This window comes from Bradyrhizobium sp. UFLA05-108, assembly GCF_059803455.1.
Window position 1 is genome coordinate 33,404 of the sequence record NZ_JBANAZ010000029.1, and the last position, 21,191, is coordinate 54,594.

General features: G+C 64.7%; 16 protein-coding genes. 13 read left to right on the top strand and 3 right to left on the bottom strand.

All coding sequences use genetic code 11. The features are described 5' to 3' along the window. Nucleotides 1-42: 42 nt before the first annotated feature. From hpaE to hpaH, 3 genes are read right to left on the bottom strand one after another with little or no spacing between them, the layout of a single operon-like run. Nucleotides 43-1,581: a 5-carboxymethyl-2-hydroxymuconate semialdehyde dehydrogenase gene (gene hpaE, locus SO140_RS21740; protein WP_449379633.1), complete on the bottom strand. Its 1,539-nt coding sequence runs from the start codon at nucleotides 1,579-1,581 to the stop codon at nucleotides 43-45. Then, nucleotides 1,574-1,972, bottom strand: a complete 399-nt coding sequence (locus SO140_RS21745; protein WP_449379598.1) for a 5-carboxymethyl-2-hydroxymuconate Delta-isomerase — start codon at nucleotides 1,970-1,972, stop codon at nucleotides 1,574-1,576. The genes hpaE and SO140_RS21745 overlap by 8 nt, the downstream gene beginning before the upstream one ends. 30 nt (nucleotides 1,973-2,002) lie before the next feature. Further along, on the bottom strand, nucleotides 2,003-2,809 hold the full coding sequence (gene hpaH / locus SO140_RS21750) for a 2-oxo-hept-4-ene-1,7-dioate hydratase (protein ID WP_449379597.1): 807 nt from the start codon (nucleotides 2,807-2,809) through the stop codon (nucleotides 2,003-2,005). A 116-nt stretch (nucleotides 2,810-2,925) separates the two neighbouring features. Here hpaH and hpaR point away from each other — a divergent pair, with 116 nt between their 5' ends. From hpaR to SO140_RS21815, 13 genes are all read left to right on the top strand, one after another. Continuing rightward, nucleotides 2,926-3,444 carry a homoprotocatechuate degradation operon regulator HpaR gene (gene hpaR, locus SO140_RS21755; RefSeq protein ID WP_449379596.1) on the top strand — a complete coding sequence of 173 codons (519 nt, stop codon included), beginning with the start codon at nucleotides 2,926-2,928 and terminating at the stop codon, nucleotides 3,442-3,444. Between the two features lie 170 nt (nucleotides 3,445-3,614). After that, nucleotides 3,615-4,700: a malate/lactate/ureidoglycolate dehydrogenase gene (locus tag SO140_RS21760; RefSeq protein WP_449379595.1), complete on the top strand. Its 1,086-nt coding sequence runs from the start codon at nucleotides 3,615-3,617 to the stop codon at nucleotides 4,698-4,700. A gap of 157 nt (nucleotides 4,701-4,857) precedes the next feature. Next, on the top strand, nucleotides 4,858-5,634 hold the full coding sequence (locus tag SO140_RS21765; RefSeq protein ID WP_449379594.1) for an HpcH/HpaI aldolase family protein: 777 nt from the start codon (nucleotides 4,858-4,860) through the stop codon (nucleotides 5,632-5,634). A gap of 99 nt (nucleotides 5,635-5,733) precedes the next feature. Then, the gene (locus SO140_RS21770; RefSeq protein WP_449379593.1) at nucleotides 5,734-7,257 is read left to right on the top strand and encodes a UxaA family hydrolase; all 1,524 of its coding nucleotides are present in this window, start codon (nucleotides 5,734-5,736) and stop codon (nucleotides 7,255-7,257) included. 151 nt (nucleotides 7,258-7,408) lie between these two features. Next, entirely contained in the window at nucleotides 7,409-10,678 is a 3,270-nt protein-coding gene (locus tag SO140_RS21775; RefSeq protein ID WP_449379592.1) for a transglutaminase family protein, read from the top strand. Between the two features lie 27 nt (nucleotides 10,679-10,705). After that, a complete protein-coding gene (locus tag SO140_RS21780) occupies nucleotides 10,706-13,225 on the top strand; it encodes a circularly permuted type 2 ATP-grasp protein (protein WP_449379591.1) in 2,520 nt (839 codons plus the stop codon). Continuing rightward, complete coding sequence (locus SO140_RS21785) at nucleotides 13,222-14,100, top strand: transglutaminase family protein (RefSeq protein ID WP_449379590.1); 879 nt, start codon at nucleotides 13,222-13,224, stop codon at nucleotides 14,098-14,100. Before SO140_RS21780 ends, SO140_RS21785 begins: the two co-directional genes overlap by 4 nt. 288 nt (nucleotides 14,101-14,388) lie before the next feature. Further along, nucleotides 14,389-15,069, top strand: a complete 681-nt coding sequence (locus tag SO140_RS21790) for a formyltransferase family protein (RefSeq protein WP_449379589.1) — start codon at nucleotides 14,389-14,391, stop codon at nucleotides 15,067-15,069. Continuing rightward, nucleotides 15,066-16,700 (top strand): tetratricopeptide repeat protein, encoded by a 1,635-nt coding sequence (locus tag SO140_RS21795; protein WP_449379588.1) that lies wholly within the window; start codon nucleotides 15,066-15,068, stop codon nucleotides 16,698-16,700. The genes SO140_RS21790 and SO140_RS21795 overlap by 4 nt, the downstream gene beginning before the upstream one ends. A 245-nt stretch (nucleotides 16,701-16,945) precedes the next feature. Beyond that, nucleotides 16,946-17,773, top strand: coding sequence for a metal-dependent phosphohydrolase (locus SO140_RS21800; RefSeq protein ID WP_449379587.1), 828 nt, complete (start codon nucleotides 16,946-16,948; stop codon nucleotides 17,771-17,773). A 120-nt stretch (nucleotides 17,774-17,893) separates the two neighbouring features. Further along, nucleotides 17,894-18,787, top strand: a complete 894-nt coding sequence (locus SO140_RS21805) for an alpha/beta fold hydrolase (protein ID WP_449379586.1) — start codon at nucleotides 17,894-17,896, stop codon at nucleotides 18,785-18,787. Between the two features lie 116 nt (nucleotides 18,788-18,903). Next, complete coding sequence (gene folE, locus SO140_RS21810) at nucleotides 18,904-19,530, top strand: GTP cyclohydrolase I FolE (RefSeq protein ID WP_449379585.1); 627 nt, start codon at nucleotides 18,904-18,906, stop codon at nucleotides 19,528-19,530. Nucleotides 19,531-19,555: 25 nt separating this feature from the next. Beyond that, nucleotides 19,556-21,079, top strand: a complete 1,524-nt coding sequence (locus SO140_RS21815) for an FAD-dependent oxidoreductase (protein WP_449379584.1) — start codon at nucleotides 19,556-19,558, stop codon at nucleotides 21,077-21,079. The last annotated feature ends 112 nt before the right edge of the window (nucleotides 21,080-21,191 follow it).

A 21,191-nucleotide genomic window follows, 5' to 3' on the forward strand; every position in this document is an offset into this window, starting at 1 on the left:
CTGTGGTTCGACGCTTCGCGTCGTCCCGGGACGACTGCTTCCCTAAATTCCCAGTTTCTGAATCTTGTGCGTGCCCCGCGCGAGCGAGACGTGCTTGGTTTCCATGTAGAAGTCGAACGAATAGTCGCCGCCGTCGCGGCCGATCCCCGACGCCTTCATGCCGCCGAACGGCGTCGGCAGATGGCGGACATTCTCCGAGTTCAGCCAGATCATGCCGGCTTCGAGCGCATCGGCGACACGCAGCGCGCGGCCCATGTCGTTGGTCCAGACGTAGCCGGTGAGGCCATAGCGGATGTCGTTGGCGATCTCGATCGCGTCGGTCTCGTCGCTGAAGGGCAGCACGGTGAGGAACGGGCCAAACACTTCCTCCTGCGCGACACGCATCTTGCTGTGCGCGCCGGTCACCAGCGTCGGCTGCACGTAGTGCCCTCCGCCGGGGCCGTCATGGACCTTGCCGCCAGCGGCAATGACCGCGCCGTCCTCGCGGGCGACGTCGAAATAGGAGCAGACCTTTGCAAGATGCCGCTCGTGGATCAGCGGTCCGATCTCGGTCGCGGGATCGAGAGGGTGGCCAACCCTGATCGCCTTCACGCGCGCGGTGAGCTTCTCGACGAATTTTTCGGCAATGCTCGCCTGGATCAAAAGCCGGCTGGAGGAGGTGCAGCGCTCGCCGTTGAGCGAGTAGATCATGAACACGACCGCATCGAGCGCGCGGTCGAGGTCGGCGTCGTCGAACACGATCACCGGGTTCTTGCCGCCGAGCTCGAAATGCACGCGCTTCAGCGTTGGCGCGCCCTGCTTCATGATCGCCGAGCCGGTCGCGCTCTCACCGACGAAGCCGATCGCCTTGATCGCGGGATGCTCCGTCAGCGCCTTGCCGGCCTCTTCGCCAAATCCGTGCACGGTGTTGAGCACGCCATCGGGGATGCCGGCCTGCTTGGCGAGCTTGGCGAGGAGATCGGCGGTGACGGGCGACCATTCCGCCGGCTTGTGCACCACCGTGCAGCCGGCCGCGAGCGCTGGGGCGATCTTCCAGGTCGAGAGCATGAACGGCGTGTTCCACGGCGTGATCACGCCCACAGGGCCGATCGGCACACGCGTGGAGACGTTCCAGTGCTCCTCGCTCGGCGTATTCAGGCCGTCGCGCGCCTCAGCGCATTTGTCGGCGAAGAAACGAAAATTCTCGGCGGCGCGGATCGCGGCTTTCGCCATGAAGCGATAGGCCTGGCCGGTGTCGATGCATTCGAGCACGGCGATGTCGTCGGCGTTGTCCTCGATCGCGTCGGCCACCCGATGCAGCAGCTTGCGTCGCATCGCAGGTCCCATGTCGCGCCAGGACTTGAAGGCAGTCGCGGCGGCGGTCGCGGCACGGTCGATATCCTCGGCATTGCCGCGCGCGACGCTTGCGAGCGTCGCGCCGTCGACCGGAGACTTCGTCTCGAAGGTCTCGCCGGAGATCGAGGCGACGGTCTTGCCGTCGATCATGTGGCCGATGCCGTCGGCACGCAATCTCTTCAGCAGCGGCGCGACGCGCTCGCGGTTGGCCTGGAAGACGTCGGCTTTCGGCGTGGGCTTATCCAGGGGTGGCCTCCGCTTTCAGGGCATCGTGGATGTTGTTGCGCTTCCAGCTCGTCTCCTTGTCGTTGATCTGCATGTCGAACGACAGGGCGAACTTCGAGCTTGCGAAGACGGGATCGAGATGCCTGGAGAGGGCCTGGAAGACGTGCTCGCCGGCTTTCTTGCGGGTGGCGAGATCGCGGCCTTCGCCGATGCGCAGCACCATGTCGAGAAAGGCAAGGTCCTTGCCTCCGTCAGCGATCGCGTAGTGCTCGCATTTGATCGCGCGGACGCGGATGCCGCCGAGCGGGAAGATGCCGGTCTCGACCGCCGCCTTGCGCACGACCTCGCACAGCGCGCTCACGTCGACGCGGTCATCGAGATTGGCCGAATATTCGATGGTGAAATGCGGCATGGCGGTTTCGCTCCCTGTGCTTCTTGTTTGTCAGGCGAAGTAGCAGCTCACCGAGCCGTAGGCACCATAGTCGGCTTGAATTGTGTCGCCCTTGCGGGTCTCGATCGGGCGGATGAAAGAGCCGGCGAGCACGACCTGTCCCGGCTCGAGCGCAAGACCGAGCGGCGCGATCTTGTTGGCGAGCCAGGCGACCGCGGTTGCGGGATGATTGAGCACGCCGGCGGCAAGGCCGGTCTCCTCGAGCTGGCCGTTCTTGAAGCACAGCGCGCCGATCCAGCGCAGGTCGGCCTCCAAGGGGCGGATCGGGCGGCCGCCGAGTACGATGCCGGCGTTGGCCGCATTGTCGGCGATAGTATCGAAGATTTTTCGTGTCGCCTTGGTCTTGGGATCGACGCGTTCGATCCGCGTGTCCAGAATCTCGAGCGCGGGCACCACGAAGTCGGTGGCGTTGAGCACGTCGAACATCGTGCAGTCTGGACCTGAAAGCCGCTTGCTCATGATGAAGGCGAGTTCGGCCTCGATGCGCGTCGCGATGAAGCGGTCGGTCGGCACCAGTCCGCCATCGGCGAAGAACATGTCGTCGAGAAGCACGCCGGAATCCGGCTCGTCGATGTTGAGCGCGCTCTGCATCGCCTTCGAGGTGAGGCCGATCTTGTGGCCTTTGACGAGGCGGCCCTCGCCGAGCTTGATGTCGACCCAGGCTTTCTGAATCGCGTAAGCATCGGTGATGGTGATGGCGGGATAGTCCTGCGAGAGCTGCCTGACCTGCGTGCGCGTCTTCTCCGCCTGGTGCAGACGCCTCGCGCCGCTCAGAATATCGTCGTTGGAAAGCGCCATTTGTGATCTTACAAATCGTGGTGCCGAGAGATACTTAACATGTTAAATGAATTCGTCAAACCGTATTCTGGTTTGCTGCAGTGCAAACGTTTTGAGATTGAGGGCGGAGCATCATCGTGAAGAAGAAACCGGCTGATCCAGCGAACGGAGGCGCGCCTGCCGCCCGGCATGTACCGATGCGCGAGTTTTCGCGTTCGCTGCCGATGTCGCTGCTGAGGGCGCGCGAGGCGGTGATGCGGCAGTTCCGCCCTTCGCTGCGCCAGCATGGTCTCACCGAGCAACAATGGCGCATCCTGCGCGCGCTTGCGGCCATCGACGCGGTCGAGGTCACGGAACTCGCGCGCACGGCGTTTCTTCTCGGGCCCAGCCTGTCGCGCATCCTGCGCGATCTCGAAGGCCGCCATCTGATCGAGCGAAAGACGGCGAAAGAGGATCAGCGCCGCAGCATGGTGTCGATCTCCGAGAAGGGTGTGAAGTTGATGGCGGTCGTGGCGCCGACGTCGGAAGCGATTTATGCCGAGATCACGCGACGCTTTGGCGCCCGCAAGCTCGCTGAGCTTCAGGAGATGCTGGGCGAACTCGAGCAGAGCCTTGCAGGACTTGGAAGTGCCGACGAGGCAATAGCCGAGGAGTGAAACCAGATATGCGCGCGGCAGCGGCAAGAACGATGGACATGGCCGGTTTTTTTCGCTCAAAGTGCCGCCCAAGCCGATCCGCCCAAAATCGGCGCCGGGACCGGATGATGCCGCATCTGCAACCAGCTCATCCGGCAGGGAACAAGAAGGTAGAGGCAAATAGACTCGTTATGGTCACCATTCAGGTTGAGAAGCTGATCGACTTCGTCACGGAGGTGTTTTCGCACGCGGAGTCCTCGCCGGAAGAAGCCAGACGCATCGCGACGTATCTGACCACCGCCAATCTCACCGGCCATGACAGCCACGGCGTGATCCGCGTGCCCGTCTATATCCGCTGGAAGAAGACGGGGAACGTAATCCCGAACCAGAATGCGGAAGTGGTGCTCGATACGCCCTCGCTTGCGGTGGTCGACGGCAAGTTCGGCTACGGCCAGACGGTTGCACCGCAGGCGGTGAGGATCGGCATCGAGAAGTGCAGGAAGGCGGGCCTCGCCGCGGTCGCCCTGCGCAATGCCGGCCATATCGGCCGCGTCGGCGATTGGGCCGAGATGGCTGCGGCCAAGGGACTGGTCTCGGTCTATTTCGTCAACGCCGCCGGCTCGCTGCTGGTCGCGCCGTTCGGCGGCGTTCAGAAGCGGCTGTCGACCGCGCCCTACTGCGTCGGCATTCCGCGCGAGGGCCAGGATCCGATCGTGCTGGACTTTGCAACGTCGATCGTTGCCGAAGGCAAGGTGCTGGTCGCAAGCCGTGGCGGCAAGAATCTGCCAAAGGGCGCGCTGGTGGATTCCGACGGCGCGCTGAGCGAGGACCCTGTTGTGCTCTATGGGCCATACACGCCCGACGGGCCACGCGACCACACTCAGGGAACGGGCGCGATTCGCGCCTTTGGCGAGCACAAGGGCTCGGGCCTTGCGTTCATTTGCGAACTGCTCGGCGGCGCGCTGACCGGAACCGGCGCTACCTCGGGCGGCCGCCGCTTCGCCAATGGCATGCTGGCGTTCTTCGTCGATCCCAAAGTGGTCGACACGTCAGATGTTTTCGACGCCGAAGTGTCGCGCTACGTCGACTTCATCCGGGCCACCAAGCCGATGACCGGCGTCGAGCAGGTGCTGATCCCCGGCGACCCCGAAAGAAAAACCCGGGCCGAGCGCACCCGGAACGGCGTGCCCTTGCCGGATGACACCTGGGCAGCGATAGTGAATACCGCCCGCGATGTCGGTGTCAGCGAGACCAGTATTCAGAGGGCGACGAGCTAATTCACTTTCGTCATTGCGAGGAGCCCGCGACAAGATTGCGTAGCTATTTTGCGCTGGAGCGACGAAGCAATCCAGAGTGTTGCCGCGGAGAGATTCTGGATTGCTTCGCTTCGCTCGCAATGACGGCGAGGAAGAGCCAACAGGGAAGGAAGGAAACGTGGCGAATAAAGTCAAGGAAATCTGGAAGTCGGGCAGGGCCGTCGTCAATGCGTGGCTTGCGATCCCCTCCGGCTTCTCGGCCGAAGTGATCGCGCAATGCGGCTTCGACAGCGTCACCGTCGACATGCAGCATGGGGTGCAGGACTATCTGTCGATGGTTCAGTGCTTCCAGGCGATGGACAAGCATCCCGTGACGCCGATGGTGCGTGTGCCCTGGAACGAGCCCGGCATCATCGGCAAGGTACTTGATGGCGGCGCCTATGGCGTCATCTGCCCGATGGTCAACACGCCGCAGGAGGCCAGGAACCTCGTTTCCTATGCAAAGTATCCGCCGAAGGGCGTACGCTCCAACGGGCCGATCCGTGCCGGCATGTACGGCACTGCTGGCACGTACCAGAAGACGGCGAACGACGAGACCGTATTGCTGCCGATGATGGAGACCAGGACCGCGGTCGAGAACATGGAGGCGATCCTCGATGTCGAGGGCATCGACGGCGTCTATATCGGCCCGTCCGACCTCGGCTTCTCCTACGGGCTCGAACCGAAGCTGGACCGCAGCGAGCCGGAGATTCTTGCGATCTACGAAAAGATCATCAAGGAATGCGGCAAGCGTGGCCTCAACGCAGGCATCCATTGCAGCGGCGCGGAAGGTGCCGCACGCGCGATCAACATGGGCTTCAAGCTGGTGACGTTGTCGAACGAGGTCGGTCTGATGTCGACCTATGCCAGGATGCAGGTGAACCAGACCCGGAAGGATTCCGGCGGCAAGGCTTAAATGCTTGGCGAATGGCGAATGGGGAGTAGCGAATAGCGCTGCTTCCTTTCGCTACTCGCCATTCCCTATTCGCTACACGCCTCCGAAGGAGAAACGATCATGACCCCAGCCCCCGTCATCCGCCTGCATCCTGATGATGGCGTGGTGATCGCGCGTGCGAGCCTGCCGCCTGGAACGGTGGTGGCTGACGGTGTGACGGCGGTCGACCGCATCCCGTCGGGGCACAAGGTCGCGATCAAGCCGATTGCTGTGGGCGAGCCGGTCAGGCGCTACGGCCAGATCATCGGCTTTGCCACCGCGCCGATCGCGCCCGGCCAGCACGTGCACACGCAGAATTGCGGCATGGGCGATTTTGCCAAGGACTATGCCTATTGCGCCGACGTCAAGCCGACGCCGAATTTCGATCTGCCGGCGACCTTCGAGGGCATCCGCCGCCCCGACGGCCGCGTCGCTACGCGCAACTATATCGGCATCCTGACCTCGGTGAATTGCAGCGCGCATGTCGCTGGCCTCGTCGCCGACGTCTTCAAGAAAAATCCTTTCACCGGCGAAAATCCGCTGGCCGAATTCCCCAACGTCGACGGCGTCGTCGCGCTGACGCACAAGACCGGCTGCGGCATGACGCAGAACGAGCCGCTGGCGCTGCTCCGCCGCACGCTCGGCGGCTACGCGCGGCACGTCAATTTCTCCCACGTGATCGTGCTCGGCCTTGGCTGTGAGGTGAACCAGATCGGCGGCCTGATGGAGGAGCAGAAGCTCGCCGGCCGCCTGCGCGCGATGGACATCCAGGAGGTCGGCGGCACCCGCAAGACGGTCGAGGCCGGCGTTGCCTTCGTGCGCGAGGCGCTCGCGGACGCCAACAACGTAAAACGCGAAGCGGTGCCGGCGAGCGAACTGACCGTGGCGCTGCAATGTGGCGGCTCGGACGGCTATTCCGGCGTGTCAGCCAATCCCGCGCTCGGCGCGGCCAGCGATCTCATCGTGCGTCACGGTGGCACCGTGATCCTGTCGGAGACGCCGGAGACCTACGGCGCCGAACATCTGCTCACGCGCCGCGCGGTCAGCCGCGAGGTCGGCGAAAAGCTCGTCGATCTCATGCGCTGGTGGGAAGAGTATACCGAGCGCGAAGGCGCCGAGATGAACGCCAATCCGAGCCCCGGCAACAAGGCCGGCGGCCTCACCACGATTCTCGAGAAGTCACTCGGCGCGATGGCCAAGGCCGGCACCACCAATCTCGTCGACGTGCTGCGCTATGCCGAGCCGGTGACGAAGAAGGGCTTTGTGTTCATGGATACGCCCGGCTACGACCCGGTTGCGGCAACGGGTCAGGTCGCAGGCGGCGCCAATCTCGTTTGCTTCACGACCGGCCGTGGCAGCGTGTTCGGCTGCAAGCCCGCGCCGTCGATCAAGCTTGCGACCAACACGCCCATGTACAAGCGCATGGAAGAGGACATGGACGTCAATTGCGGGACCGTCCTCGAAGGCTCCGAGACGGTCGAAGAGTGCGGCCAGCGCATCTTCGATCTCATCTTGAAGACGGCCTCGGGCCAGCCGACCAAGAGCGAGAGCTTTGATTTCGGCGGCGCCGAGTTCGCGCCGTGGGTGATTGGCGCCACGATGTAACGTCACCGGGTAGCCCGGATTTCGCTTCGGTCCATCCGGGCAACGGGGGGACTATGGCGGATACTTCCTAGGCACGCGCTGCCCGTTGTTAGTGCTTGATCGCGATGACATCAGGTGTTCTGCTCAAAAAAGCTGCTGGAGCACCGCATCCGTGTCGATCTACGTCGCATTACACCACGTCACGCACTACAAATACGACCGTCCGATCGATCTCGGCCCGCAGACCATCCGCTTGCGGCCGGCGCCACACACGCGAACGCCGATCCTGAGCTATTCGCTCAAGGTCACCCCGCCCAATCACTTCGTGAACTGGCAGCAGGACCCGCAAGGCAACTGGCTGGCGCGCTACGTCTTTCCGGAGAAGACGACGGAGCTCAAGATCGAGGTCGATTTCACGGCGCAGATGACCGTGGTCAACCCGTTCGACTTCTTCGTCGAACCCTATGCCGACAGCTTTCCGTTTCAGTACCCCCAGGATCTCAGGACCGAGCTTGCGCCTTATCTCGAGACCAACACGCCGGGTCCGCTGTTTGCCGAATATCTTGCGTCGATCCCGCGCGAGGCCAGCAACACCGTCAACTTCCTGGTCGAGCTCAATCGCAAGCTCCAGGAGCGGGTGCGCTACATCATCCGCATGGAGCCGGGGGTGCAGACGCCCGAGGAAACGCTCAGCTCCGGTGCCGGCTCGTGCCGTGACTCCGCCTGGCTCCTGATCCAGTCGCTGCGCCATCTTGGCCTCGCCGCGCGCTTCGTCTCCGGCTATCTGATCCAGATCCGTCCCGACATCGATCCGATCGAGGGGCCGCCCGAGGTGGAGAATGACTTTACGGACCTGCACGCCTGGGCGGAGGTTTATCTTCCGGGTGCGGGCTGGATCGGCTTTGACGCAACGTCCGGCATGCTGGCGGGCGAGGGGCACATTCCCGTAGCCGCAACGCCGCATTACCGTTCGGCCGCGCCGATCTCCGGCAGCGCCGGCTTCGCCGAGGTCGAGTTCGCCTTCGAGATGAGCGTGAGGCGAATCCGCGAAGCGCCTCGCATCACAAAGCCTTTTTCCGATGAAGCCTGGTCGCGGCTCAATGAGCTCGGCGAACAGGTCGACGGCGATCTCGCCGCGCAGGACGTGCGGCTCACCATGGGCGGCGAGCCGACCTTCGTGTCGGTCGACGATCTCGAAGCGCCGGAGTGGAACACCGAGGCCGTCGGCCCGACCAAGCGTGCCCTCGCTGACGATCTGATCCGTCGCCTGCGCACGCGCTTCGCGCCGGGCGGCCTTTTGCATTACGGCCAGGGCAAATGGTATCCGGGCGAAAGCCTGCCGCGCTGGGCCTTTGGCCTTTACTGGCGCAAGGACGGTGTGCCGATCTGGAAGAACGCAGACCTGATCGCCAGGATCGATAATCCCCGCCGCGCCGAGGTGAGGGACGCCGAAGCCTTCATGGAGGGTACGGCGGCGCGGCTCGGGCTCGATCCCGGCTACATCATGCCGGCCTATGAGGATCCCGCCTACTGGCTCCAGAAGGAGGCCGACCTTCCCGTCAATGTCGATCCTTCCGACTCCAAGCTGTCCGATCCCGAGGCGCGGGCGCGGATGGCGCGGGTGTTCGATCAGGGCCTCGGCACGCCGCGCGGCTTCGTGCTGCCGGTGCAGCGCTGGAATGCGCCGCCACGCTGGCGCAGCGAACGCTGGGGTCTGCGGCGGAGCCATCTGTTCCTGACTCCGGGGGACTCGCCCTTGGGCTTGCGGCTGCCGATGGGCTCGCTCGGCTACGTCCCGCCCAATCAATACCCGTACATCATCGAGCAGGACCCGATGGAGGTGCGCAAGCAGCTGCCGGTGTTCAGCCGTATGCCGCGGCCGCCATCGCCGCCGCGGGTCGCGCCCGACTATCTCAATACGACGGTCCCGGTGCGCACCGCTATGGCGCTCGAAATCCGAGATGGCGTGCTCTGCGCCTTCATGCCGCCGGTCGAGCGGATCGAGGATTACCTCGAGCTGATCGCGGCGCTCGAAGCCACCGCCGAGGAGATGCAGCTTCCAGTCCATGTCGAGGGCTATCCGCCGCCATTCGATTCGCGCATCGACGTCATCAAGGTGACGCCCGACCCTGGCGTGATCGAGATCAACATCCAGCCGGCGAAGAGCTGGCGCGAGGCGGTCGACATCACCTCCGGCCTTTATGAGGACGCCGCGAAGGTGCGGCTCGGTGCCAACCGCTTCCTTGTCGATGGTCGCCACACCGGCACCGGCGGCGGCAATCACGTTGTGGTCGGCGGCTCGAGCCCGCAGGACTCGCCGTTCCTGCGCCGTCCCGACCTGTTGAAGAGCCTGGTGCTTTACTGGCAGCGCCATCCGTCGCTGTCTTACTTCTTCTCCGGTCTGTTCATCGGCCCGACCAGCCAGGCGCCGCGCATCGACGAGGCGCGCCATGACAGTATCTACGAGCTCGAGATCGCGCTCTCGCACGTGCCGCCGCCGGGCTATCAGACGCCGCTGTGGCTAGTGGACCGGCTGTTCCGGCATCTGCTCGTCGACATCACCGGCAACACCCATCGCGCCGAGATCTGCATCGACAAGCTCTATTCACCGGAGGGGCCGACGGGGCGGCTTGGCCTGGTCGAATTCCGCGCGCTCGAAATGCCCCCCGATCCGCGGATGTCGCTGGCCCAGCAGCTCCTGGTGCGCGCGCTGATCGCAAAACTGTGGCGCGAGCCGCAGGCCGGCAGGTTCGTGCGTTGGGGCACGGCGCTGCATGACCGCTTCATGCTGCCTCACTTCATCTGGGAGGATTTCGTTGACGTGCTTTCTGAGTTGAAGCAATCGGGCTATCCCTTTGAGCCGGAATGGTATCTGGCCCAACTCGAATTCCGCTTCCCCGCCTTTGGCCGGGTCCATCATGGCGGCGTGACGCTGGAATTGCGGCAGGCGCTGGAGCCCTGGCATGTGCTCGGTGAAGAGGGCTCGGCTGGTGGCACCGTGCGCTATGTTGATAGTTCGGTTGAGCGGCTTCAGGTGAAGGCGGAAGGCTTCATCGAGGGCCGCCATGTCGTGACCTGCAACGGCCGCCGCCTGCCGATGACCCCAACCGGCCGCTCCGCGGAAGCCGTCGCCGGCGTCCGCTTCAAGGCATGGCAGCCGGCCTCCGGCCTGCACCCGACCATCCCGGTCCATGCGCCACTGACCTTCGACCTCATCGACACCTGGAACGGCCGCTCGCTCGGCGGCTGCGTCTATCACGTTGCCCATCCCGGAGGGCGCAGCTACGACACCAAGCCGGTCAACACCTACGAGGCCGAGGCGCGGCGGCTGGCGCGCTTCCAGGACCACGGTCATACGCCGGGTCCCAGCCAGCCGCCGCCGGAGGAACGCACAATTGAGTTTCCGCTGACCCTCGACTTGCGCACGCCGCTCCTGCATTGAGTATGGTGATGGGGCAGGGAGTGGTGCATGGGCGAAGGCGCGACCGACGGAGAAGGCCAGGCGGGCAGGCGCCTCAGCCGGCGCCGCGTCGCGCAATGGGTCCGCGACTATAGCCGGCTGCCCGGCATCCCCGACGAATTCCTCGGCCCCGACGGCGCCCCGCGCGCCGTCTGGAGCCGTTTCTTCGATGCCTTCGGTGCGCTGGCGCCCGACGAGATCGAGCGGCGCTTTGCCATGGCCGACCGCCATTTGCGCGAGGCCGGTGTCACCTATCGCGCGCCCGGCGACAGCGCCGACCGGCCGTGGTCGCTCAGCCATCTGCCGCTTCTGATCGACGAGGCCGATTGGCAGCAGCTCTCGGCCGGTATCAGGCAGCGCGCCCAGCTCCTCGAGCTCGTGCTGCGGGACATCTATGGCGAGGGACGGCTGGTCGCCGAGGGCGCGCTGCCTGCCGCTGCGATCGCAGGCAGCACCGAATATCTCCGGCCCGTCTGCGGCGTGGCGCCGCCCGGCGGGCGGTACCTGTCGATCTATGCCGCCGACGTCGGCCGTGGACCCGACGGGCGCTGGTGGGTGCTCGGCGACCGCACGCAGGCGCCGTCGGGGGCGGGCTATGCGCTGGAAAACCGCCTCGTGCTGTCGCGGGCCTTTGCCGATCTCTACAAGTCGATGAACGTGCCGCGCGTCGCGCCGTTCTTCGAGGCGTTTCGCGACTCGCTTCGCGCCAGCGCCGATCGCGACGAGCCGCGCATCGGTGTACTCACGCCCGGCAGCTTCAGCGAGACCTACTTCGAGCACGCGACGCTGGCGCGCTATCTCGGTTTCCTGTTGGTCGAGGGTGACGATCTCGCAGTCAGCGACAACCGCATCCACATCCGCACCGTCGCAGGCCTCAAGCGGCTCGACGTGCTCCTGCGGCGGGTCGATTCCAATTCGCTCGATCCGCTCGAGCTCGACGCATCCTCGCGGTTAGGCGTGCCCGGGCTGATCGACGTGTTGCGCAAGGATGGCGTCGTCGTCGCCAACATGCCTGGCTCCGGCGTGCTGGAGGCGAGGGCGCTGCTTGGCTTCCTGCCGGCATTGAGCCGTCGCCTGCTCGGCGAGGACTTGAAGATGCCGCATATCGCCACCTGGTGGTGCGGCCAGCGCTCGGCGCGTGAGGAGGTTTTGGCACGGCTCGACGAGGTCGCGATCGAGGGCGCCTATCGCCGCGGCGTTCCCGGCTTCCACGGCACGGGTCCGGTGCTTGCAAGTGAACTCGACGCCTCCGAGCGCCAGCGCCTGATCGACGCGATCGGCGGGCGCGGCATGGATTATGTCGGCCAGGAGGTGGTGCGGCTGTCGACGATGCCCGTGTGGGAGCAGGGCCAGCTCACCCCGCGCCCCTTCGTGCTGCGTGTTTTCGCCGCCGCCACGCCCGACGGCTGGACCATCATGCCCGGCGGCTTCTGCCGCATTGCCGAGCAGGCGGACGCCCGCGCCGTGTCGATGGGCGATGGGGCGCGCGCCGCCGACGTCTGGGTCGTCTCGGAGAAGCAGGTCTCCACCGCGACGCTGCTGCCCCCGACCGACAAGGTGCGGATCCGCCGCATCGCCGGCGTGCTGCCGAGCCGTGCCGCTGACAATTTGTTCTGGCTCGGCCGCTATCTCGAACGCGCCGAGGCCACGCTGCGGCTGGTGCGCGCACTCGGCTCGCCGATGCGCGGGCCCAACAACAAGGGCGCATCGACCGCGATGCAGTCGGCCGAGCGCATCCAGCGCATCCTCGTCGCCTGGGGCGCAATCTCGCAAGCTTCGCGCACGGCGCCCGGACGAATTGCGGCCGAAGCACTGCAAAGCCCCGACCGTTTCGGCTCGGCGCTGTCGCTGGTGCGCGCGGCGCAACTCACGGCAACCGGTCTGCGTGAGCGGTTGTCGCCCGACGCCTGGCAGGTCATCACCGAGATGACCGACCGGCTCGCCTACGAGGTCGAGGACGACGACAGCGTGCTCAGCGCCGCTGAGCTCACCCTGCAGGAACTCGCGAGCTTCGCCGGCCTTGCGCAGGAAAACATGAATCGCGCTGCCGGCTGGCGCTTCCTCGACATGGGCCGCCGCGCCGAGCGTGCCATCAATACCACGCGCTTTGCGCGGCAGTTCGCCTATGACGAGGCCGGCGACGAGGACCTCGACGTGCTGCTGACGCTGGTCGATTGTCAGATCACCTATCGCTCGCGCTATCTGCTGGCGCCGCTGCTCGCGCCGGTACGCGATCTCGCGGTGCTGGACGCCTACAATCCGCGCTCGGTTGCCTTCCAGGTCGCAAGCCTGAACGAGCACATCGCAGCGCTGCCGAGCCTGAAGGAATACGGCCTGATCGAGAAGCCGCAACGACTTGCAGTCGCCGTGCAGGCGATGCTCGCCACGGCCGAGGCCGAGAAGCTTGAGGTCAAGACGCTGTTCTCGCTTGAGCAGGACCTGCTCAACCTCGCGGAAGCGATCGGGTTGCATTACTTCCCGCATGGCCCCAACGCCAGCCGGCCGGAAAAGCTGACGGGGCTTGCGTGATCTACGACATACGTCACGTCACGACCTATTCCTACGAGAGTCCGGTCAGCTTCGCCCGCTGCACGCTGCGGCTGGAGCCGAAGAGCGGCGATGGGCAGGAGCTGATCTCGCACCACGTCGAGATCCGGCCGCGGCCTGCGGACCGCCATGCCCGGCGCGATTTCTTCGGCACGTTGACCGAGAGCGTTGTGATCGAAGTTTCGCATCGCAATCTGCGCATCGATTCACGCTCCCGCGTATCGGTATCGCGAACGCCACCGGCGCGTGATGCCTTGAGCCCGCCCTGGGAAGGCATCCGCGATCTTGCCTTCGAGGCGACGAGCCTCGGGCCGTCGTCGCCGGTCGGCTACGTCTTCGCGAGCCCCCTGGTGCCGGTGCTGCGTCCCGTCAGCGCCTATGCTGCGATGAGCTTTGCGCCTGGCGCCGGCATCCTCGCTGGCGCCGTCGATCTGATGCATCGCATCCGCAGCGAATTTCGCTACGATCCGAAGGCGACGGTCATCTCGACGCCGCTCAACGAGGTCTTCGACAAACGCCACGGCGTCTGCCAGGACTTTGCCCATGTGATGATCGCAGGCCTTCGCGGGCTCGGGCTGCCGGCGGCCTATGTCAGCGGTTATTTGCGCACCATCCCGCCGCCCGGTCAGCCACGCTTGCAAGGCGCCGATGCTACGCACGCCTGGGTGTCGCTGTGGTGCGGGCCTGAGCTCGGCTGGGTCGATTTCGATCCGACCAACGATCTCCTGGTCGCGAACGATCACATCGTGCTCGCAATGGGGCGCGACTTCTCCGACGTCTCGCCGGTCGACGGCATCATTGTCGGCTCGCCGAAGCAGAAGCTCGGCGTCGCCGTGGACGTGCTTTTGGTCGAGTAGGCGAGCTCTGTGGATAGGTATTCCCTTGTCATTCCCCGCGAAGCGGGGAATCCAGTAGCGGCTTCTCCGTATTCGTGACGGCCTCTGGGATACTGGATCGCCAGCCTTCGCGGGCGATGACACCGAGCAAATGGCGAGCGGCTTCCACGCCCAAAAGGTCCAATTCCGTTTCCAACAATTTTGTTTCTCGATGTTTCTCGGGCGTGTCCGGCCGCTCATCATTAATGCGCTGGTAACAGGCAGCTGCGACATTTTGGCTCACCACCATCGTTAACGAAGCGGTAACCGATGTTCGAGGCCGTTGTGTTGCTGACGGAAGCTGCCGAGGAGGTGGCTTTGTCGCGGATATTGAGGAGCCACCGGCAAGACCTGACGATTAGGCCGGTGACCGGGATCAACGAGCTCAGGAGTCTGGAGCCATCGCTTCTTCAGCAAGCCCGGCTGATCGCCTTTGCGTCCAACACCATCGTGCCCGCCGACCTGCTCGCAAGTCTCGGCTATGGCGCCTACAATTTCCATCCGGGGCCGCCGACCTATCCCGGCTGGGCGCCGACGCATTTCGCGCTCTATGACCGCGCGACCGAGTTCGGCGTGACCTTTCACGCCATGGCCGAGCGCGTCGATACCGGCATGATCCTCGACGTCACCTCGTTTCCCATTCCGGAAAACACTGGCGTCAGCGGTCTCTGCGAGCTGACTTACGTGCAGCTCTTGAAGCTGTTCGCGGAATGGGCCGATCGATTGGCCCGCCAGCCTTTGCTTCCGACGCCGCACCCGGCGATCCAATGGAGCGGTCGAAGAAACTCGCGGCGTAGTTACAAGGCCATCTGCGACATTCCGCTGGATATCAGCAGGGACGAGCTGTGGCGCCGGATGCGCATCTTCGGTGCCAATCACGACGGCATCGCGCCGACCGTCAATTTGCACGGCGTGACCTTCACGGCGACGTTTCCGGCTGAAAGCGTATGAGCGCCGCGACTTCTCTCTTGCCGCAGGTTCCGACCGGACCGAGCGCCGCAGACCTGCTGCGTGCGGGACGCGAGCATTACAAGCGCGGTGAGCTGAAGGACGCGATCGCGATCTTCAGGGGCGGTCTTGCGCTGGCGGCCATGATGTCGATCGGTACGGCCACCGACGTTGCGGCTGACCTTCACGCCGCGCTGGCCAACGCCTTCATGCTCTGCGACGATCTCGATTCCGCGGCCGAGAATTACAGGGCGGCCTTACGGCTTGCGCCGCATCTCGTCGCCTGCTGGTGCAACCTCGGCAACGTGTATCTGAGGATCGGCATGGCGCAGCAGGCCATTGCGCTCTATCTCGAAGCGCTGCGGCTGAGCCCGGCGCATCGTCCGTCGCGGACCAATTTGGTGCAGGCGCTCGTCGCGACCAGGCAATACTTGCTTGCGCAAGTCCTGCTAGGCGAACTCATCCAGGAAACGCCTGACGACGCGGACCTTCACGCCGAGCTTGGCAAGGTCTGCTTCGAGCTGAAGCAGGTCGAGGCCGCGATCGCGCATTTCGAGCAGGCCGCCGCGCTCGCATCGGAGCGGGCCGACAATCTCTACTGGATCGGCGCCATCCAGCAGGCGATCGGCGAGAGCGAGGCTGCGGAGATCGCCTATGAGCGAGCCGTCCGGCTTCACCCGGTGCTGCGCAGACCCGCGACGCGGTCGCCGGCCAGCTTCCGCGTGCTCGCTCTGTTCGCGCCCTTCGTCGGCAACACGCCGGTCGCGTATCTGTTTCGGGATTGCGCCTACCAGGCCGACATTCTCTCGCTGTCGCCCTCGACCCGGCCGGATCTCGCGACGCTCGCGCGTGAGGTCGACGTCGTCGTCAACCTCGTATGCGACGCTGATCAGGGCAAGGCCGTCCTTCCGCTCGCCGATGAGATTGCCGGGCGCCTCGGTAAGCCGGTCGTCAACGAACCCGAAAAGGTCTTGCGGACGACACGCGATACGACCTCGGTTGCGCTTGCCGGTATTCCCTGCTGTCGCGTGCCGCGCACGCTGCGCATCGCAGCCGGTCACGTGCATCCGCCCGCTGGAAATGAGCTGACGTTTCCGTTGCTGGCAAGGCCGGCGGGGACCCATGGCGGGGACTTCTTCGCAAGATTCGAGGATCCCGATACTCTGACGGCGTTCCTCGCCGAACGCGTGAGTGAGGATCGCTATCTGATCGAGCCTATCGACTACCGGTCCGCCGACGGCTTCTTCCGCAAATACCGGTTCATTTTCGTGGGCGAGGAGATCCTGCCCTATCATCTGGCGATCGGAGACGACTGGAAGCTTCATCGCGATAGCACGGATATGGCCAGCCAGGACTGGATGCAGCGCGAGGAGGAGCAATTCCTGCGCGACCCAAAATCGGTCTTTTCCGCCTGCCATTACGACGTGTTGCGAACGATCAGGGGCCGCATCGGTCTCGACTATTTTGGCATCGACTGCGCGCTCGACGACCAGGGCAATCTCGTCGTCTTCGAGGTCAACGCCTCTATGCTGGTGCACGACGAGAATTCGGATTTTCCGTACAAGGCTCCGTTCGTTCGCAGGATCAAGACTGCGTTCGACGCCATGCTGGCCCGGCTCGCGCGGAGCGATTGACCCGGGGACACATGCCGGCCGCGACGACCGACAGGTGCGGAACGAGTTGGCCTGACAGGTAGTCCTCGCCATCCTCGATAGGACGACAAAGCTGTTGCGGTGCATGGCGCAACACAAATCTTTTCGGTTGCGCTGCCATTGGAGATTTGGTCAGCGGGGCCGAGATAGGCTATGCTGCCCCCGGCGAGGAGAAACGAGGCGTCAGGAGTTGGCGTGGGGACACCACCGACGACGGGGCTGCATCCATGATCACGTTACCGAGACTGGCTGCCGAATCTCTGGAAAAGCTGCTCGGCTCGTTCATGCGCCGCCGGTTCGACGAGTCCCATGCGAGAGTCATGGAGATCGCGACGCGTACGGCGATGGAGTGCATCGGCAATAGTGATGCGCTCTACCACAATATCGAGCATACGATGCTGGTGACGCTGGCCGGCCAAGCTATCCTCAGTGGCCGCAATCTCCATGCGCACCTGTCGGCGGAAGATTACATCCATGTTCTGATCGCCTGCCTTGCCCACGACATCGGCTATGTACGTGGCCTGTTCGAGGAGGATGACAACGACGGTTTTGTGATCGATGAGGTCGGCACGAAGGTGTCCCTGCCACGCGGCGCATCCGATGCGAGCCTGATGTCCTATCACGTCGACCGCTCGAAGCTTTATGTGATGCGGCGGCTGGCGCCGATCTCCGGTCTCGACCGCGAGCGCATCGCGCGCGCCATCGAGGGCACGCGGTTTCCGGCCCGGAACGGCCAGGAGTACGACGCCGACGCCTCGATCCTGCGCGCCGCCGATTTCATCGGCCAACTCGGTGATCCCAATTACCTGCGCAAGGCCAACGCGCTCTACTACGAATTCGAGGAGGTCGGCATCAACCGCCAACTCGGCTATGATTCGCCTGCTGACATCGTGCATCGCTATCCGCAATTCTATTGGGATAGCGTCGCGCCGCATATCCAGACCGAGATCGGCTATCTCAACCAGACCGACATCGGCCGACAGTGGATCGCCAACCTCTATGCCAACGTATTCCGCGCCGAGCGCGACATCTCGCTGTCGGGGCCGCAGAAGTAGGCCGCACCTTGTAGCCCGCATGGAGCGAAGCGGAATGCTGGGACGCCGGCGCTCGCGAGTCCCGGACTACGCTGCGCTTCATCCAGACTACGGCTAGATTGCAAGAGGATTGTCGCAAGAATGCAGCCAAAAACAGTAACCACCGGCGTCCTCGAGATCGCCTATCTCGAATTTGGCGCGCCGGATGGCTGGCCCTGCATCATGGGCCACGGCTTTCCCTACGACGTCCACGCGTATGCGGAGAGCGCGCCCCTGATCGCACGATCCGGCGCGCGGGTGCTGGTGCCGTGGCTGCGCGGCTACGGCGGGACGCGATTTCTGTCCGACCAGACGTTGCGCTCGGGCGAGCAGGCGGCGCTCGGCGCTGACCTCCTGGCCTTCATGGATGCCCTGAAGATCGAACGTGCGGTGGTCGGCGGTTATGACTGGGGCGGGCGCGCGGCCTGCGTGGTCTCGGCGCTCCATCCGGAGCGCGTGGTCGGGCTCGTCTCCGGCAATTCGTACAACATCCAGAACATCGCGCGGTCGATGGAGCCGGCGTCGCCGCCGGAAGAAGCCGCGCTCTGGTATCAATATCTCTTTCACAACGAGCGCGGGCGCCGCGCGCTCGAGCGCAACCGGCGCGGCTTTACCCGCCAGCTCTGGTCGATGTGGTCGCCGACCTGGGCGTTCGATGATGCGACGTTCGACAGAAGTGCAGCCGCCTTCGACAATCCGGACTTCGTCGACGTCGTGATCCACTCCTACCGGCATCGCTATGCGCTGGTGGAAGGCGATCCCGCCTATGCGGCAATCGAGGCACAGCTTGCCGCGCAGCCGCCGATCCGCGTGCCGACGATCGCGATCGACGGTGATCACGACGGCGTCATTCGTGGCACCGCGCATCACGCGCGCAAGTTCGAGGGCTTTTTCGAGCGGCGCGTGTTCAACGGGGCAGGTCACAATCTGCCGCAGGAGCGGCCCGCCGAATGGACGCAGGCCGTCCTCGACCTCTGCAGGGCCGCAGACGGTTAAGTCTGGTTCCGAGCCGTTCTGATTTTTCCTCGTCCCGGGAACCTTTTTCCGTTGGCGCCGTCCAAGCCTTGGTACCGCGACGCGATTGTTGCGGCTGGTCAGGGGGAGGAGTTCACATGGAACGACAGGCGCGACGGCTGGAACGCGTTGCACTCGCGCAGGCGCCGGCGGGCATGCCAAGCCAGGCGGAGGTCGAGGATGCGGTTCGCACCATGATCCGCTGGGCGGGCGATGATCCCGCACGCGACGGTTTGCGCGAGACGCCGGACCGGGTGGCGCGCGCGTTCCGGGAGTATTTTACTGGCTACACGCAGGACCCGACCGAAATCCTGCAAAAGACTTTTGAGGAGATCGAGGGCTATGACGAGATGATCGTGCTGCGCGGCGTTCGCTTCGAGAGCCATTGCGAGCACCACATGGCGCCGATCGTCGGACGTGCCTGGGTCGCCTATATCCCGCAGGGTCGTGTCGTCGGCATCTCCAAGCTCGCGCGGGTCGTCGACATCTACGCCAGGCGTCTCCAGATCCAGGAGAAGATGACGGCGCAGATCGCCAACTCGATCAATGACGTGCTCAGGCCGCAAGGCGTCGGTGTGATCATCAAGGCGACGCACCATTGCATGACCACGCGCGGTGCGCACAAGCCGGGCACCGATCTCGTCACCAGCCGCATGCTCGGCGTGTTTCGCGACAACGCGTTGACGCGGCAGGAACTGCTTGGCCTCGCCAACTCGGACGATTGAGACGCAAAGCCACGGGAGACGGCGCATGAACGACGAGAAGAAGCCGAGCGGACCCGATCTGAGCAAGGGCGTGAACCTCGCCGATTTCAACGACGGCAAGCTGCTCGGTCATGTCGGTGACGAAGATGTTCTCCTCGTCCAGCTCGGCGCCGAGGTCGTGGCGATCGAGCCCGCTTGCACGCACTATCACGGTCCGCTCGCCGAAGGGCTCGTGGTCGACGACACCATCCGCTGTCCCTGGCACCACGCCTGCTTCTCGCTGCGCACCGGCGAGGCGGTCGCGGCGCCGGCGCTGAATGCGCTGGCGGTCTGGGAGGTCGAACGCGAGAAGGACAGGATCGTCGTGCGCCGCAAGCGAGAGGCGCCACCACAAGCCGTGCCGCACCGCACCGCGCCGACGCCGGACCGGTTCGTCATCGTCGGTGGCGGCGCGGCAGGATTTGCCGCGGCCGAAATGCTCCGCCGTGAAGGATTTGCCGGCGGCATCACCATGCTGAGCAACGACAGTGCGTTGCCGGTCGACCGGCCGAACCTGTCCAAGGACTATCTGGCCGGCAATGCGCCGGAGGATTGGCTGCCGCTCCGGCCGGAGGATTACTATGCAGACGCAGGCATCGATCTCAGGCTCGACACGTCAGTCGCCGCGCTCGATACGAAGCAACGTCATGTGACATTGAGCAACGGCGACAAGATGCCGTTCGACCGGCTGCTGCTGGCGACCGGCGCCGAGCCCGTTAAGTTGAAAATTCCGGGCAGCGACCAGCCGCATGTCCACACCCTGCGATCGGTCGCCGACAGTCGTGCCATCATCACGGCAGCCGGCAGCACGAAACGCGCGCTGGTGATCGGGGCGAGCTTCATTGGCCTCGAAGTCGCGGCCTCCCTGCGGGCGCGCAAGCTCGAGGTTCATGTCGTCGCGCCGGAGGAGCTGCCGATGGAGCGCATCCTGGGGCGTGAGATGGGCGATTTCGTTCGCGCGCTTCATGAAGAGAACGGCGTCCATTTCCACCTCAAGGACGGCGTGGAGAAGCTCGACGGCCGCCGCGCCCACCTAAAAAGTGGCAGCGTGATCGAGGCGGACCTCGTGGTGGTCGGCATCGGCGTCAAGCCGCGCCTAGAACTGGCCGAGGGGGCCGGGCTTGCGATCGATCGTGGTGTGAAGGTCGATGCTTACCTCGAAACCAGTGCGCCCGGCATCTTTGCGGCCGGCGACATCGCGCGCTGGCCGGATCCGCATTCGCAAGCCAGCATCCGCGTCGAACATTGGGTGGTTGCCGAGCGGCAGGGCCAGACCGCGGCGCGCAACATGCTCGGCGCGCGCGAGCGCCACGACGCCGTGCCGTTCTTCTGGAGCCAGCACTATGACGTGCCGATCAACTATGTCGGCCACGCCGAAGGTTGGGATGACATCAAGATCGACGGTAGCATCACGGGCAGGGACTGCCTGCTCCGGTATCGGAAAGGGGGGCGCGTGCTGGCGGTCGCTTCAATTTATCGCGACCTCGATAGTTTGAAGGCCGAGCTTGAAATGGAGCGGCCGCGCGCGTGAAGCGTGCCCTGGCGGCCTTGACCTGCATCAACGGCGGCGCCGGGGGCGGCTGCTCTTCTGGCTGTCGTCCCCGCCTGGCCCATGCTATCCTGACGTGTGCCGTGGGGGTTCG